The organism is Clostridium sp. YIM B02555 (assembly GCF_022320955.1).
GTDB lineage: Bacteria > Bacillota > Clostridia > Clostridiales > Clostridiaceae > Clostridium > Clostridium saccharoperbutylacetonicum.
Window position 1 is genome coordinate 390749 of sequence record NZ_JAKJJY010000002.1, and the last position, 16622, is coordinate 407370.

12 protein-coding genes are annotated in these 16622 nt (G+C 31.4%); 10 read left to right on the plus strand and 2 right to left on the minus strand.

Going from position 1 to position 16622, the window contains the following annotated elements:
- Window positions 1-97 precede the first annotated feature (97 nt).
- The 4 genes from L3B98_RS05060 to L3B98_RS05075 all read left to right on the plus strand — a co-directional run bounded on the left by L3B98_RS05060 (window position 98) and on the right by L3B98_RS05075 (window position 4235).
- Window positions 98-238, plus strand: coding sequence for a hypothetical protein (locus L3B98_RS05060; RefSeq protein WP_017810385.1), 141 nt, complete (start codon window positions 98-100; stop codon window positions 236-238).
- Between the two features lie 273 nt (window positions 239-511).
- The gene (locus tag L3B98_RS05065; RefSeq protein WP_238915844.1) at window positions 512-1888 is read left to right on the plus strand and encodes a glycoside-pentoside-hexuronide (GPH):cation symporter; all 1377 of its coding nucleotides are present in this window, start codon (window positions 512-514) and stop codon (window positions 1886-1888) included.
- Between the two features lie 347 nt (window positions 1889-2235).
- Window positions 2236-3423, plus strand: coding sequence for an MFS transporter (locus tag L3B98_RS05070; RefSeq protein WP_238915845.1), 1188 nt, complete (start codon window positions 2236-2238; stop codon window positions 3421-3423).
- A gap of 2 nt (window positions 3424-3425) precedes the next feature.
- Window positions 3426-4235, plus strand: a complete 810-nt coding sequence (locus L3B98_RS05075; RefSeq protein WP_015394826.1) for a hypothetical protein — start codon at window positions 3426-3428, stop codon at window positions 4233-4235.
- Window positions 4236-4273: 38 nt separating this feature from the next.
- Here L3B98_RS05075 and L3B98_RS05080 read toward each other — a convergent pair whose 3' ends face one another.
- Window positions 4274-6241 (minus strand): HTH domain-containing protein, encoded by a 1968-nt coding sequence (locus L3B98_RS05080; protein WP_238915846.1) that lies wholly within the window; start codon window positions 6239-6241, stop codon window positions 4274-4276.
- 166 nt (window positions 6242-6407) lie between these two features.
- Here L3B98_RS05080 and L3B98_RS05085 point away from each other — a divergent pair, with 166 nt between their 5' ends.
- The 5 genes from L3B98_RS05085 to L3B98_RS05105 all read left to right on the plus strand — a co-directional run bounded on the left by L3B98_RS05085 (window position 6408) and on the right by L3B98_RS05105 (window position 12980).
- Window positions 6408-7043 (plus strand): class II aldolase/adducin family protein, encoded by a 636-nt coding sequence (locus L3B98_RS05085; RefSeq protein WP_238915847.1) that lies wholly within the window; start codon window positions 6408-6410, stop codon window positions 7041-7043.
- A 12-nt stretch (window positions 7044-7055) separates the two neighbouring features.
- A complete protein-coding gene (locus L3B98_RS05090; protein ID WP_238915848.1) occupies window positions 7056-8201 on the plus strand; it encodes an iron-containing alcohol dehydrogenase in 1146 nt (381 codons plus the stop codon).
- A 30-nt stretch (window positions 8202-8231) separates the two neighbouring features.
- Window positions 8232-10208: an FAD-dependent oxidoreductase gene (locus tag L3B98_RS05095; RefSeq protein WP_238915849.1), complete on the plus strand. Its 1977-nt coding sequence runs from the start codon at window positions 8232-8234 to the stop codon at window positions 10206-10208.
- A gap of 162 nt (window positions 10209-10370) precedes the next feature.
- A complete protein-coding gene (locus tag L3B98_RS05100) occupies window positions 10371-11918 on the plus strand; it encodes an FGGY family carbohydrate kinase (RefSeq protein ID WP_015394821.1) in 1548 nt (515 codons plus the stop codon).
- A 12-nt stretch (window positions 11919-11930) separates the two neighbouring features.
- On the plus strand, window positions 11931-12980 hold the full coding sequence (locus tag L3B98_RS05105; protein ID WP_238915850.1) for a 2-hydroxyacid dehydrogenase: 1050 nt from the start codon (window positions 11931-11933) through the stop codon (window positions 12978-12980).
- A gap of 93 nt (window positions 12981-13073) precedes the next feature.
- Here the strand turns inward: L3B98_RS05105 and L3B98_RS05110 are convergent, their stop codons facing one another.
- Complete coding sequence (locus tag L3B98_RS05110) at window positions 13074-14078, minus strand: LacI family DNA-binding transcriptional regulator (protein WP_077365930.1); 1005 nt, start codon at window positions 14076-14078, stop codon at window positions 13074-13076.
- 413 nt (window positions 14079-14491) lie between these two features.
- Between L3B98_RS05110 and L3B98_RS05115 the strand changes: the two genes are divergently transcribed.
- A complete protein-coding gene (locus L3B98_RS05115; protein WP_238915851.1) occupies window positions 14492-16621 on the plus strand; it encodes an FAD-dependent oxidoreductase in 2130 nt (709 codons plus the stop codon).
- Window position 16622 lies beyond the last annotated feature (1 nt).

Consider the following 16622-nt stretch of genomic DNA (forward strand, 5'->3'; position numbering starts at 1 on the left):
GAAGCCTTTTTCTATAAAAAACTATAAGTTACTATAAAATTTGTGGATATAAAAGAAAGCTAAAGGACACACATCAATGCTTTTTCTGAAATTAAATATGAAAAAAGATGTAAAAAATAAAGAAAATAAAAAAATTACAGAAAAAAAGTATTGCAAAGGAAATGAAAACGTTATATACTTGCTTTATACATTACAGAAAACAGCTGTTAAAAATTTAATGTCCTTGATCAAGATATAGTTTTGTATGTTCATAGGATAAAAATGTAATATTTAAATGGGGTTTTCAGAATAAAATTCCTAAAAATTACATAAAAAATCATATGAAGAATGAGAGTTTTTATATTTTAATATGAGTTGAGGTGATATAACAATACTTGTAATTAGTGATTCAATGCAATAGTTATGAAAACGTATATATAATATATAAAAATTTAACTATTGGAATTGTTTAGACTTAAGATGAGTGTAGAGTGATGCACATAAAATATAAAAAGAAACAAGGGGGATCTTTATGTCAAGTAATGAAAAAAATGTAAATAGTAATGAAAAACCATTATCATTTGCTAGTATATTTGCTTATGGTTCTGGAAATTTTGCTTCTCAATTATCTTGGACAATGGTAAGTACTTATTTAATTTTGTTTTATACAAATGCAGCTGGAATTGCTGCAGGTGCAGTTGCATTAATTATGTTAATTGTAAGAATATGGGATGCTATATTTGATCCGATTATTGGAGGAATAATGGAACGTACACATACAAAATGGGGACGTTTTAGGCCTTATATTTTATTTGGTGCACCATTTCTTGTAGTACTAACAATTTTAACTTTTACAGTTCCTGATTTTAGTGCTACTGGCAAAATAATATATGCATTTGTTACTTATTTACTTTTAAGCATGTGTTATTCAGTAGTTAATGTTCCATATCTTTCATTACCAGGAGTTATGTCAAGAGACGGTAATGAAATTAATCGTTTATATGCAGCTCAAATGCTTGGTATGACAATAGGTATGATTGCTCTTAATTTATGTACATTACCACTTGTTCAGTACTTTGGTAATGGTGTTGAATCTGTTGGGTATCAAAGAACTGCAGGTATCTTTGCGTTAGTATCTTTGCCTATATTCTTCCTTGTATTTAAAACTTCAAGAGAAGTAGTTACAGTTAAGAAAGAAAATGCACTTCCTGTAAAAGAAGCTGCAAGGCTTATAGTAAAAAATAAACCATTAATTCTTGCAACGATATATACTATTGTTTCAATGATTGGAATGTTTGGTCGTCTTGGTGTTGCAGTATTCTATTACATGTTTGTAGTTGGAAGATTTGATCTTATTACACTTTTTATGATGATGCAAGTTATAGTTGGAACAATTATAATGCCTTTTTCTCCAAAAGTTATCAGAAAGATTGGTAAGAAAAATACTGCTATTTTAGCGATGGTACTTCAAACATTAGCAATGTTAATGATATTCTTTGGTGATCCTACAAATATACCATTCTTAATTGCATCGCACGTTGTATATGGATTAGGATATATATCAGGACCATGTGGAAGCAGTATGACAGTAGATTCAATTGATTTTGGTGAATGGAAATATGGTGGACGTCCAGATGGTACAGCTTTTGCAATGCAAGTTTTAGGAACAAAAGTTGCTTCAGCAGTTGGTGCTTCATTAGGCATATTTATCATTGGTCTTTTCGGATTTGTAGCAGGGCAACCAGTTACTCCCGAAATAGCTAGAGGTATTAATATCTCTGTTAATTTAGTGCCAGCAGCTTGCTTTATATTAGCACTTATTCCATTATTAATGTATAACTTACCTGAGTCAAAGGTAGAAGAGATACGTAAAGAATTAAAAATTCGTCATGGAGAACATGCTGAATAAAATAATATTTGAATTAGAATAGTTAAAATTTTGAATATTTGATCATATAGCTCTAACATATATACTATGTTTATTAATTACTTACTTAAATGTTTTTAATAGAATTAGGTATATTATGTTAGAGTTATTGTATTATTTCAAGAAAAGTTAAAACTAAATAATTCCTTTATACAGCGGAAAATAACGGTTTGTTTAAATGCTGAAATTTTATTAATATGAGTATATGGAAATGAATGTTTTCAGATATTGATAAAAAGAAAAGAATGCTTTGAGAGTTTTTAGATTCTGGCAGAGAAAGTTCGTATTTAAAATTAATCATAGAACTATAAAATTGAGAGGAAGATAAGATGGAAAAAAGAAAAATAATAATTGCAGTATTATGTATGTCAACATTGGCGCTTTGCTATATGTTAATTGCACCACTATTAGCGGAGATAAATAAATCCTTTCCAAATGCAACAGCCACTCAAATACAATTGATTTATACGATTCCCTCTATAATTGCAGTTCCAGCTATGTTGATTTCGGGAAAAATGGTTTGTTATTTTAGTAAAAAAAATATGGTACTGATAAGTATGTTTATTATAGTGATAAGTGGTTTGATACCAGTACTTTTTAATAGCAATTTAATTGTTTTATATATTGCAAGTGGCTTGATTGGAAGTGGAGTTGGAGTTGTTACAACCCTAAGCTCGAATATAGTTTCAGATTATTTCGAAGATTTGGAATGTGCAAGTATTATGGGGTATCAATCAACAGCAATTAGCATAGGCGGAGCAATTGTATCTGTTATTAGTGGAAAAGTAGCAGCAATAAATTGGTCATATTCTTATTTGATACTTTTAATGTTTATACCATGTATATTTATTGTGTTGAAATTTTTACCTAATGATAGGCCTTTAAAAAAAAGTGAAAAAACTAATAATAATTTAAATAATAGGTTGTTTTATTTCGCATTTTTAGGCTTTTTATGTCAGATTTTTGTGACTGCATACAATTCTAATATAGCATTTTTCATTCAAGATAAGAATCTTGGAAGTGTTGAAGTAGCAGGGGTTGTAAATTCGTTATTTATGTTGATAGGTATTCCAGCAGGCTTCATAGTAGGAAGATTAACCAAGATATTTAAAAGAAATATATTTTGTATAGCGGTTTCTTTTATAGCATGTGGATTTCTTATTACTGCGTTTTCAAATGATATTAAATTTGTGTACCTAGGAGCATTTTTTATAGGGTTTGGTTTTGCTGTTAGATCACCATCAGCAATGACTTTTACAGTAGAGCTTGTAAGTTCAGAGAGTGCTGCTATGGCAATGGCTATTGTAGGGGCTTTCGCTAATATTGGAAATTTTGTAACACCATTTGTAATTAAAATGATAGCTAATATTATTGGAAATGATGTGAGTAGTATATTCGTTGTATGTGGTATTTCCACTATAGTAATAGCTGGATTATATCTTTTTACAAATCCAATAAAAAAATATATTGAAACTAATAATATAGAAAAAAGTTTTGTGCAAGTAGAGGAGAGATAATAATGTTTACGTGTGAAAACAATAGGCCAATACTAACTGAAAAAGAAAAAAAAATTTCATATTCAAAGTATTTTTATAGAGAAGACACTCCAATAAACGATGAAGTCAAAGAGATTATAGACAATAAAATTATGATGAATCCAGAAGATGTAATTTTAGGGGATAGAATAAATGATATGATAGAACCTGAAAAAATAAAAGTTGAGAATGGATATTGTATTTTGCCAAATGGATGTGGATATGTTGCAGCTTATCACAAGATGCCAGGAGTAACTTTAGAAATGTACAAATGGTGGAATAGTTGGTGGACATCAGGAGAAGAAAGTAATTTAAAATATAAAATATGGTGTCCAAAGCACCATTATGATTCAGGATTTAAATGGAATCTTGAAACTTGTGGTACAGGGTTCCCATTAGAAGATGTATATATTCAAGATTTGTTCAGGGAAGTTCCAGAACGAATGGGTATAGATGTTGAAAAAATGAAAGAATCTAAGTTAGTAATGGTAGATGGAGCTAATGCAACGTCTAGAGTACTTAATGGTGATTATTCTGTAAGACCAATACCAACTGTAGTAGCTCATTTTATATATGAAACAGAAGATGGAATAGAAATGAGAACAAGGTTTTGGAAAGGATATCAAGTTTTGGGAAATAGATTTATACCAGTTTTAAAGAGTGATGATATTGTAACAGAAGAGAGTCTTTTAGGTCTTTTAGAACATAATGTACTGGAGATGGAAGGTGGACTAAAAGTAATACTTCCACAATTATATAAAGAAGAATATCTAGAAAAGAAAACAGAAATATGATATTAAAATTGAGTAAGAGGTAGACATTTGTCTACCTCTTACTCAATTTTTAATCTAAATATTTTTTGAAGATATTTCATTAACTCATCTTTTGTTTTTAGGTGCTGAATATAATCTGGATTGTATCCACTATAAAATAAATTATTGAAAAGTTTAAAAATAATTGTTGCATGCTCTGGTTTAATAGCAACCATTATTATTGTACGGATTTTATAATTGTTCCACTTAATTCTGTGTTCTAAAGTTGCAATGGATAGGCAAGTTTTCATACTTGGAACAAGAGAATACATTAAAACAATTCCAGGTTGAAAAGCAAAGGTTAATATAGATTCTCGTTGTAATATATTCGATAAATATTCTGCGCTAACTAACTGTTCATTTATAAAATCTGAAGCTAGTAATTTTATAATAGAAATCTTATCGTCAAGAATTAATTTTTCGTGCCAAAAAGCACAATTGAACAAATCTTGTAGAGGCGGAAGATTTAAAGAATATAATCTGTCTGATTGCCTCTTTAAAAGATATAGTTCTAGATTTGTTTGATCCATTTGAGTTAATAGTGGAGATATATAAAATATCTCAGGGTTAGGTGTATCTGTAATTTTTTTGTTTACTGTAGTTATAATAAGATCTACTTTTGAAAAATCATAGTTATCTTTTGAACTTACAGGCAATAAGGATACAATGTCTATGTATGTATTAAATCTATCTAATAATCTTCTTTTAAGTGACCAAAGTGCATATAGATTTAGATGGCATAAGATTACAGTTTTAAATTTAGAATTTTCAATATTTTGATTTCTATATTTCAAAGCGCCTGAGATACAAAATGCAAGGTACAAGAGTTCTATATAATTTAGGCGATATTTCATATATTTTAAAGCAACGTTTTGGAATAAGTAGGCAATTTCAAATTCAATTATTAAATTAGCTCTTGCAATATCAGAATTATCCTGGATTTTAATAAAATTATGCATAGGAAATTGTAAATAACGGACATATTGCAATAGTGTAATATAAAAATCTTCATCAAGACTAAGGTCTATATGGTAAGTATTTTTGACTGATTGTAAATAAACATCAGTTATATATAATATTTCTTTTGAAAAAAAATGTGATACTGTATCAAAATTTAATTTAGAAGCATCCATAAGACGATTACTAGATACATAAAGATAGATATCGAATCTCTCAATTGAATCGAATTGACAGTTGAGTTTTTTTTCTAGTGAGGTTAATATGTCGTCTACTGCTAGTTTTGCTGTAGTGTCTAGAGCAATGTCAGTTACAGATGGATCAGCATTTAATTTATATCCGGATTGTATACGGTGGTACATAATTGATATGGATAGATTTAATGTTACATTATTCAAATCTTCCAACTGGATAGAATATTTATTTAAAAAATATTTAACTTCATTTGTAATGATATCCAAAACTTGTTCGTCTACATATTCATAATTGTAATAAGCGTTTCCATGTGAGTTATAATCCCAATCTTCATGAAAGAGAGCGTTGAGTATTGCACGGCGCTTTCTTTCGTTGTGTTCGAATGTTAAAGAATCCTTTGATTTCATTAACTTTATATGAGGAAAAGAAAAAATATATTTTTTTCTCAATGCTTGTAAGTCGTGATCCAGAGTAGTATGGCTGATAAACATTTCACTCTCAAAATCATAAATATTAATTGGAGAATCTGATAAACATAACTTAAAAGCAATATATCGAACGCGATCCTCGCGTGTTAAAAATGTATTGTTAGAATTGCTAAAGTTATTTAATGTTTCAGGATTTGATGCTTCTAGCATGTAACCCTTGCTTCGTACCGATATAATCTGTATTTTTCTATTGAACAATTTACTGTTAATTTCAGTGATATCATTACGAATGGTGCGAGGTGATACTTGAAGATAAGTTGCTAATTCAGTACCAGTCACATAACTCTTTTGATTCTGTATATAATTTAATAGTTTTCTTTGCCTAAGTATCAAGTTATTGGAATTCATGAAATGCTCCTCCTGTGTCATACGTTTATAAAATTATATCAAATAATAAACTTTATAGTAAGTATAGAAGAATAATATTTCCGTTTTAAAGAGGAAAAACATGAGTTGAGAAGCATGAAAACCTTATATTAATATTATATTATAAAAAACAAGGAGGAATTCATAAATGAAATACGAAAAAATTAGAAAACAAGTACTAGAGGCAATTTTAGATGCGGTTGATATGGGATTAATTAAGGGTACATCAGGAAATATTGCAGTAAGAGATGAAGAAGAAGATGTTGTTGCAATTACTCCAAGTGGAATTGCATACAAAACAATGAAAGCAGAAGACATTGCAATTGTAGATTTAAATGGAAAATGGTTAGATGGACCATATAAACCTTCATCAGAAGTTCCAATGCATACTGCAATTCTTAGAGCAAGACCAGACATTAAAGCAACAGTTCATACACATGGTATGTTTGCAACAATAGCAGCTATGGAGGGTGAATTACTGCCAACAACACCACCACAAGCTGAATTTGTACCAATTAATATTGTTCCATTTACTATGCCAGGAAGTAATGATCTTGCAGATTTAGTAGTAAAAACATTAGGCGATGGAAGAGCTGTATTAATGAAAAATCATGGAATGATTTGTTGTGGAAAAAATATTAAAGCAGCAATGGCAGCCACTATTTATACAGAAGAAATGGCAACTACTCAATATTATGCAAAATCAGCTGGAATATTCAAACCACTTCCAGAAGAAGCAGTACAAAAAATGAAAGAGTTGATTGCGGCAGATCAAGCTGTATAGGGGGAAAAATTAATGGTAAGTAACTTTTTCGTGAGTAGCAATATTATGTTTGGTAAGGATTCTGTAAAAGAACTACCTGCTATGTTAAAGCAATATGGTGCAGAAAATGTAATGATCGTTTATGATAATGGTGTTAAAATGGCAGGAATTGCAGATCAAGTACTGGAAACACTAAAAGAAGTTGATGTAAATGTTGTGATTTTTGATAAGGTACTTCCAAATCCAACTAATGAATTAGTGGAAGAAGCTGCTAAACTTGCATTAAATGAAAAAATAGAATTGTTTATTGCAGTTGGGGGAGGAAGTAGTATTGATCTTACAAAAGCAGTGAATATATTAATGACAAATCCAGGGCCAATTGGACAATATGGTGGAATTGGAAATGTAAAAAATGATGTACTACCACTAATTGCAATACCTACAACAGCTGGTACTTCAAGTGAAATTACAAATGTAGTTGCATTAACTGATACAGTGGCAGTGTGCAAATACGTTATTATTGATAATAAACTTACACCAAATAATGTTATCATTGATCCGGAATTTACAAAAACTATGCCAGCATCAGTAACTGCAGCAACAGGTATGGATGCAATTACTCATGCAGTTGAAAGTTATATTTCAAATATGGCAACACCTCTTACTGAATATAATTCCTTAAAAGGATTAGAAATTCTGTACAATAATTTACCTAAAGTAGTTGCTGATGGAACTGATATGGAAGCAAGAGAACAAATGATGTTAGGTTGTATCGTTACAGGTTTTGGTTTTTCTAATGCTAATTTAGGACTAGTTCATGGAATTGCACATACGTTAAGTGCACATTTTCATCTTGCTCATGGTATGGCAAATGCATCGGTGCTTCCATATGTTATGGAGTTTAATGCAGAAAGTTGCCCTGAAAAAATGGTGGAACTTGCAAAGGCTATTGGACTTTCAATATCAGGAGAAATTGAAAAAGATAAGTATTTGATATCAAATGAATTAAAAAGGCTAATAAAAACTCTTGGTATAAAAACATTATCAGAACAAGGAATTAAAGAAAAAGATTTTGACATGCTTGCGGAAGATGTAATAAAAGAACCAGTATTAAATTTTAATCCTAGACAGAATATTACTAAACAACAAGTATTAGAAATTTTAAAGAAAGCATTATAGTAGTGTTCTATTACTTGAGGAGGAAAATTTATGGAAAAAGAAAATCCGTGTTGTAGAAAGGGAGCAAAATATCCACACCTATTTTCTCCACTTCGAATTGGAAATATAAGAATGAAAAACCGCATAATAGCAGCACCTACAAGTCCTAGTATGATTACAACAGAAGGTCATTTTACAAAAGAAATGATAGCCTACTTAGAAGAAAAAGCCTTAGGTGGTGCAAGTGTTGTTACATACGGAGAAGCAATTGTTCATTCAGCAACTGGAAAGTCTCATAATAAGCAATTACAGTTAGATTCTTTTGGTGTAAAACAAGGGCTTGCAGAATGTACAAGAGCAATTCACAATGCTGGTGCATATGCCAATATTCAATTATCACATGGTGGTAAATACGGAGGACTTGCTAGTGTTGGTGGGGATATGGATTGTTGTACTGTTGCTTATGGTTCTAGTCATGAAATTACACCAGAAGGTGAAGTTTTTGAAATGCCTAAGGAGTTAATTCTAGAAATAGTTGAGTCCTACGGAAAAGCAGCAAGATTATGTAAAGATTGTGGTTTTGATATGGTTCAAGTTCATGCAGCACATGGATGGCTGTTCTCACAGTTTTTATCTCCTGTTATGAATCAAAGGACAGATGAGTTTGGAGGTCCATTGGAAAATCGCGCTAGATTTCTGATCATGGCGTTAGATGCTGTGCGTGAAGCTGTAGGTCCACATTTTCCAATTGAACTTCGTCTTTCTGGAGATGATATGACTGAGGTTGGACTTAATCTTGATGATTGTATTGAAGTAGCGAAAATGGTTGAAAATAAAATTAATTTATTTAACATTTCCTGCGGAAATCATGAAGATCCTGCAATGTTTTGCAGAACGCATCCATCATCTTTCTTTCCAAGAGGAGTTAATGTATATCTTGCAGCTGAGATAAAAAAACATGTAAAAACACCAGTTGCATGTGTTGGAAGTCTAAATGATCCAGCTCATATGGAAGAAATCATAGCTACAGGACAATCAGATTTTGTGGAAATTGGTAGAGCTTTATTGGCAGATCCGTATTTACCTAAAAAGGCATTTGAAGGAAGAACTGAGGATATAACTCCTTGTTTACGTTGTTATGAATGTTTTGGTGAGACTAGCAAGAGTGAAACAGTAAAATGTTCAGTTAATCCAACTATGGGGCAGCAATTTCCTGAAAAATTAAGAGATAAGACAGCATTTAATAAGAAAAAAGTCTTGATAGCAGGTGGTGGCCCAGCTGGAATGCAAGCAGCAATTACAGTGGCAGAAAGAGGACATGATGTAACTTTAATTGAGAAGTCTGATAAATTAGGTGGAAACCTTTATCCAGCTGGTGCGGCATATTTTAAAAAGGATATTATAGATTTTTGTAATATCTTGATTAAGAGAGTAGAAGATGCTGGAGTAAGAGTAATTCTTAATACAGAAGTTACAAAAGAATATGTTAAAGAATTTGCTCCCGATGCGCTAATTGTTGCAATAGGTTCAAAAGAACTTGTACCACCAATCAAAGGAATAGATTCTCCAAAAGTTATTATGGCTATTGATGCAGAACTAAATCACGATAAATTAGGGGAAAAGGTTGTGATTTTAGGAGGCGGATTAGTTGGAAGTGAAGCGGCAGTTTCTTTTAAACATGATGGAAAAGAATGTTCAATTATTGAAATGAAAAATGATGTTGCTGAAGATGTGAATTCATTCTATAGAGGTGGTTTAATGGTAGAAGTTGAAAAATCAGCTACTATATATAGAAATACAATGGTAAAGGAAATAGTACCTTCAGGTGTATTATGCACACGAAATGGTGAAGAATTTATTATTGAAGCAGATAGTATAGTTTGTGCACTTGGTTTTAGAGCACCATATGATAAAGTTGATGAATTATGTGACTTAGTGGATGAATATTATATAATTGGTGATTGTAAAAATGTTGGACAGATTTATCACGCTATAAATAATGCATATTATTCAGCAATGATGATATAAAAGCAAGGCATGTTGGAAAAATAACAAGTTCATCTACCAAATGATTTACCTCCTTGCCAATAATATATGGTAACCTTGGACTTGTTATTTTTAGGTGTATAAAATATATAGGTTATTAAATGTAAATCAAACATAAGCAAAAGAGAGGAGGAAACTATTTTAATGAAGAAATATTTATTAGGAATTGATCTTGGAACTACAAATTCAAAAGGAATATTGTTTGACGAAGATGGAAATGTAGTGAAAAATCATTCTGAAACTTATAAGACGCATTTTATAAACAATATCTGGGCAGAACAAAACTCAGATGATTGGTGGAATGGAATAAAAAATATTTTGCTCACAATTTGCAGTGATTTGCCAGCAAACATTGCTGAAAATATTGCAGGATTATGCATTAGTTCTCAAACTCCAACGATTTTACCTGTAGATAGAAATGGAATACCTTTAAGAAATGCTATTATATGGATGGATAAGCGAGCAGAAAAGGAATTCAATGAATTACTTAACAAAATTGATAGAAATGAATATAAAGCTATTGTTGGTGGAGAGCCAGATGCATCATTTCTTCCATGTAAATTAATGTGGTTAAAAAAATATGAACCTGAAATTTTTAAAAATGCACATAAGTTTCTTCAGGCGAGTTCTTACGTGAATTATAAGCTTACAGGGGTTTATAGTGCAGATATAGACCAGGCGATTTTATCTCAGTGCTATGATGTTAACAGCCAGAAATGGTCAAAAAGATTAGGGGATATTATTGGTGTGGATTTTGAAAAAATTTTTCCAAAACCAGTAGCTAGTAATACAATAATTGGATATGTAACAGAAGAAGCGGCAAAGCAAACAGGATTATTACCAGGGATTCCTGTTATGGCAGGAACAACAGATGGGATTGCATCAATGTGTGCCATTGGGATTTCTAAACCGGGTCAAGCAGCAGAAATTGCAGGAACTTCATCTTTGATTTTTGCAGGACATACAAGACAAAGTGCTTATGATAGACCAGTTATTTCGAAGGTTTCATCTATTAATGGATTACCATATGTATTTGATGCACCTATTAGTTGTACAGGTGCTAGCATTAAATGGTTTTTGGACACACTTGGTAAGAATTATCTTGAACAAGCTAATTTTACAGGCAAGAATGTATTCGATATCATAAATGAGTTGGCAGCTAAAGTTGAAGCCGGAAGTAATGGAGTACTATATTTTCCATATTTATTAGGGGAAAGAGCTCCATTATGGAATACTCATGCAAAAGGAATGTTTATTGGCATGTCAATGAATACTACTCAAGAAGATTTGCTAAGGGCCGTGTTTGAAGGGACAACTTTTGCTGTGAAACATGTTTTAGAAGAGATGAAAGCAGCTGGAGCAGAAGTTAATAGTTTTAAAATTGCTGGTGGTGGAGCTAAAAGTAAAACTTGGCTTGAAATTAAAGCATCAATATTAAATATGGATATTCAAATATTAGATAGTAACCTTGATGTACCTTTTGGGGATGTTTTGATTGCAGGAAATGCAGTGGGAATTTATCCAGATATAAATGAAACTATGGAAAAAATGATTAAAATAAAAGAAGTGATTCATCCAAAGGAAGAATGGATAAAAAAATATGAAAAAATTTATCCTTTTTATGTTTCGATGTATAAAGCTTTAAATAGTAACTTAAAAGAATATGAATCTGTTATAAACAGTATATGTTAGGAGGAAAAGTTAATGAAAAAGAAATTAGTTTTATGTACAAGTATTCCAAATGAGCGTATGGAGGAAATTAAACAGTATTGTGATGTAACAATTGCTGGTGAATTAAAGCATGGTAAAGGTAATGTTACAGAAGAAATTATTCGTGAAGAATGTAAAGGTTATGAAATTGTTGTTTTAGGAGATGAAAATGCTGGAGCTGATACATTAAAGGAATGGATAGCTTCTGGAATGAAATTTATTGGAGTTGCAAAAGGAACACCTGTAACAGTAGATAACAATACACTTAAAGAAGAGGAAATTCAATTATCTTATACACCAGGTAGAAATGCTCAAGCGGTTGCTGAATTTAATATAGGTTTAATGATTGCTGTATCAAGAAATATGGTGTCAAGTGCTGCAGGGTTATTGATGGGGGATCATTTAGGCGAGCCGGTAGAAGATATTTATAATGTACCAGATGAAAAAAATGTTATTTGGGGACCTTTAGATGAAAATCATCCATACACTGATTATGGTATCGGATGTGAGCTGTATGGAAGGACCCTTGGTATAGTTGGATATGGTGCAATTGGATCAAAAGTTGCACAAATCTGCCAAGCTTTTGGAATGAAAGTAGTTGCCTTTGATGCTTATTGCCCATCAGAGAAAATGGAAAAAGATAATGTTAAACCAGTATCAAGAGATGAGCTTTTAGCATCTAGTGATTTTGTGAGTATTCATTTACCAGTAACAGAGGAAACAAAAGCAAGTGTTAATTTTGAATGGTTTAGCAAAATGAAAAAAAGTGCATTTTTAATTAATACAGCAAGAGCAGCTGTAATTGATCAAAAGTCATTAATTGAAGCATTAGAAAATAAAGTGATTGCAGGAGCAGCGATAGATGTTTACTGGCAAGAACCTGTCCCAGCAAATCACCCATTATTAAAGATGAAAAATGTTGTTTGTACTCCTCATATGGCAGGCTTAACAATAGATGTAGATAATTGGTCAGGCGAAATTATGGCACAGGATGTTATAGCTTATCTAGAAGGAAAAGAAAGAAAATACATTTGGACAAGATAGTTTAGAGGAAAGTTATATATAGAAGAACCATAGAGTGAAAGTAATCTCTATGGTTCCTATTTTCTATTGTAAATATGTCAAAATTTTAATATATTAATTATCTTTTTGTGTAGATTTTCTTATTATAAGCTGATGTTCTATATATATTTTTCTACCTCTAGATAATTCACCGTTAATTAACGAGACTAGCATTTTAATGGTTTCTGAGCCGATTTCCTTAAAGGATTGATCAACAGTTGTGATTGGAGGATCAAAAAACTCTGTAATTTCAGTATTATCAATACCTGCAACAGAAATTTCATCTGGAATAGAGATGCCAGCTCTTTTTAATCTGTAAATACATCCTACCGCTAGAGTATCACTTATACAGAAAATAGCATCAGGCCTGTTTTCTGAAGCAAGAATTTTTTTTGTTGCATCACTTCCGCCATCCATTGTAAAGTCAACATGGAATTTCAAGGAGTCATCACAAGGTAAGTCATTGTCTCTTAATGCATCCATGTAACCTCTTTCACGATCTCTTTCAAAATGTACAAATCTACCTTCAGTTTCAGCAGAAATAATAGCAATTCTTTTTTTACCAGTTTCAATGAGATGAGAAACTACATCATAAGCTATTTTGCGATCATCAGCTGAAACAATATAATTATCAGTTGTATCTATAAGAGGATTTCCTATCTGAACTATAGGATAATGACTAAGTAGTTGTTTAAAGTCATTATTACTTTCTGTTATATCTAACAATACAATTCCTGCAATGACATTATTTTTAAGTATATTAACAACTTCCTTTGCACTTTCTGTACTAATTTGATTACCGCAATAATGGTAGATAACATGATATCCAAGTTCGCTAGCAGTATCTTGAAAACTACTAAATAAATCTTCAAGAAGGGTACCGGTAATAACTAAGATAACCTTTGAATTGTTACGCTTTAATTCTTTATTTTTAGTACTGACTTTGTAGCCAACCTTTTCGATAGCAGCAAGAACACGTGCGCGCTTTTCTTCTGTTACCATAAAACTATTATTTAATACACGGGAAACGGTTGCAACTGAAACGTCTGCTTCTTTTGCAACATCTATAACTGTAGCCATGACGTACCTCCTTACATTGGTTGAATTAGAATGCTTTAAAGAAAATAGCATTAAATTATTTATTATTATATGAAATATTAGAATAGTTAGATAAATTAATAGGCAAATTTTAATATGATAATTCTGTAAAACATTTGTAATAAATTATAGTATATATGAAAAATAAAATCAATAGATTATTTAAATTAGAAGGATATGGAAATACATTGCCAGTAAATTAAAAAAAATAGAATGAAAAATCAATTTTACAGAAAATAAAGAAAAAAGTTTCATTATTTTCTGTAAAAAGTTTGACTTTTAATGAAAAAATGATATAATTTAATTATGAAATATCATGAAAAATAAAAAGCAATTAATGAAAACGATACGATGAAATAAACGACATTTAATGAAAATGAATGGAGGTATTTAGTTTGAAAGACATTAAGATAAATATTGATGGAAAAGAAATTATAACTAAAGAAGGCAAAAGTGTATTGGATTGTGCGTTAGAATCAGGAATATACATACCACACTTATGTCATCATCCTGACTTACCAGAACTTGGTGCATGTAGACTTTGTGTTGTTGAAAATAATGGGGAGATAGTTACAAGCTGCACTTTAAAGGTTGAGGATGGAATGGTTATTAAGACTCAAGGAGAAAAAATTAATAAGAAACGTCAGCTTGCAATGGAATTAATTCTAGCAGCACACCCAGAAGAGTGCTCTACTTGTCCCAAATATGGAAAATGTGAATTACAAGTTTTAATTCAATATTTAGGAGTTGGACCTGAGCGTTTGAGGATGAGAGTGAAACCGTTTCCTAAAAATACCTCTAATCTATTATTTGATCATGATATGACAAGATGTGTATTATGTGGAAGATGTGCTAGAGTATGTCAGAAGGTTCGTAAAGTCAATGCTATAGATTATCAAAAGAAAAATGGCGAAGTTTATATTGGTTCGCCACATGAAAAATTACTTATTGATGCAGATTGTAAATTTTGTGGGGCCTGCGTTGAAATTTGTCCTACAGGAGCTTTAATGGATAAAAAAGAACTAATTGATCTTAATAAGAATAAAGAAACAGCGTTAGTACCATGTAGAAATACTTGTCCAGCTGGAACTGATATTCCTACATATATTAGACTTGTAAATGAAGGCAAATATTCAGAAGCAACAGCGGTCATTAGAGAGAAACTTCCTATACCTAAAATACTAGGGCATATTTGTAGTCATCCCTGTGAAGCAGAGTGTCGTAGAGGAAATGTAAATGAACCAATATCTATTAGAGAATTAAAACTTTTTGCTGTAGAAAATGATGAAAAAGAACTTTGGAAGAAAAATAGAAAACAGCTTCCTCCTACAGGGAAAAAGGTTGGAATAATTGGTGCAGGTCCATCGGGATTAAGTGCAGCATATTATTTGAAAAAGCAAGGACATGATGTAACAGTTTATGAAGCACTTCCTTATGTTGGTGGTATGACAAGAGTAGGAATTCCAGAGTATCGACTACCAAGAGATGTAATAGAAGAAGAAGCTAATCTTATTAAAGAAATAGGGGTAGAAATTGTTACTAATAAAAGAATAGAAAACTTTGAATCATTATTAAATGAAGGTTATGATGCAGTTCTAGCTGCAATTGGAGCACATAAAGGTATACGTTTACCAATTGAAGGAAACGATTTAGATGGTGTATTGGTTAATACGGATTTTTTAAGAGCTGCAAGTTTGAATGAAGATTTAAAGATAGGTGATAAGGTAATAGTTCTTGGTGGTGGAAATGTTGCTTTTGACTGTGCACGTACTGCAGTAAGACTTGGATCAAAAAATGTTCATTTGGCATGCTTAGAAAATGAAGAAAATATACCAGCTTCAAAAGATGAAGTAAAAGCAGGCATTGAAGAAGACATTATTATTCATCATTCTAAATCATTTGCAAAAATTTTAGGTGAAGAAGGTAAGGTTACAGGGATTGAATTGGTAGATGTAGAATCGATGTCATTTGATGAAAACAGAAGATTGACAATAAATTTAGTTGAAGGTTCAAATCATACACTTGAAGCTGATCAAATTATATTTGCAACAGGACAAAGGCCAGAAATTAATGAAGGTAGTGGCTTTGAATTAGGTAGAGGAAATACAATTGTTGTTAATGACATGCAAGAAACTAATAAAAAAGGTATTTTTGCTGCAGGAGATGCAATTTATGGCACTAATTCTGTAGTAAAAGCTGTTGCTTCAGGAAGAGATGCAGCTAAATCCATAGATAAATTTTTGGGTGGAGATGGAAATATAGAAGAACAACTTATTGATGTAGACGAGCCTAACAAATGTATAGGTAAAAAAGCAGGCTTTGGATATGAAGAAAGAATTATTACTAATGAAGTTGATGTGAATTCTCGAAAGAATAATTTTAGCAGAGCAGAAAATGGATTTACCTGTGAACAAGCAAATAAAGAAAGCAGCAGATGCTTACAATGTGATTTGCGTCTAGGAATATCAAAGCCTAAAACTTGGAATGATTTTGCTGGAATTACTATTGAAAGGGGCAACGATTAAC

What these genes read in the sequence shown, in the direction of transcription:
- L3B98_RS05080 (WP_238915846.1), bottom strand. Translation starts at nt 6,241, where the DNA reads ATGAATTCCAATAACTTGATACTTAGGCAAAGAAAACTATTAAATTAT.
- L3B98_RS05085 (WP_238915847.1), top strand. Translation starts at nt 6,408, where the DNA reads ATGAAATACGAAAAAATTAGAAAACAAGTACTAGAGGCAATTTTAGAT.
- L3B98_RS05065 (WP_238915844.1), top strand. Translation starts at nt 512, where the DNA reads ATGTCAAGTAATGAAAAAAATGTAAATAGTAATGAAAAACCATTATCA.
- L3B98_RS05070 (WP_238915845.1), top strand. Translation starts at nt 2,236, where the DNA reads ATGGAAAAAAGAAAAATAATAATTGCAGTATTATGTATGTCAACATTG.
- L3B98_RS05060 (WP_017810385.1), top strand. Translation starts at nt 98, where the DNA reads ATGAAAAAAGATGTAAAAAATAAAGAAAATAAAAAAATTACAGAAAAA.
- L3B98_RS05095 (WP_238915849.1), top strand. Translation starts at nt 8,232, where the DNA reads ATGGAAAAAGAAAATCCGTGTTGTAGAAAGGGAGCAAAATATCCACAC.
- L3B98_RS05110 (WP_077365930.1), bottom strand. Translation starts at nt 14,078, where the DNA reads ATGGCTACAGTTATAGATGTTGCAAAAGAAGCAGACGTTTCAGTTGCA.
- L3B98_RS05100 (WP_015394821.1), top strand. Translation starts at nt 10,371, where the DNA reads ATGAAGAAATATTTATTAGGAATTGATCTTGGAACTACAAATTCAAAA.
- L3B98_RS05090 (WP_238915848.1), top strand. Translation starts at nt 7,056, where the DNA reads ATGGTAAGTAACTTTTTCGTGAGTAGCAATATTATGTTTGGTAAGGAT.
- L3B98_RS05105 (WP_238915850.1), top strand. Translation starts at nt 11,931, where the DNA reads ATGAAAAAGAAATTAGTTTTATGTACAAGTATTCCAAATGAGCGTATG.
- L3B98_RS05075 (WP_015394826.1), top strand. Translation starts at nt 3,426, where the DNA reads ATGTTTACGTGTGAAAACAATAGGCCAATACTAACTGAAAAAGAAAAA.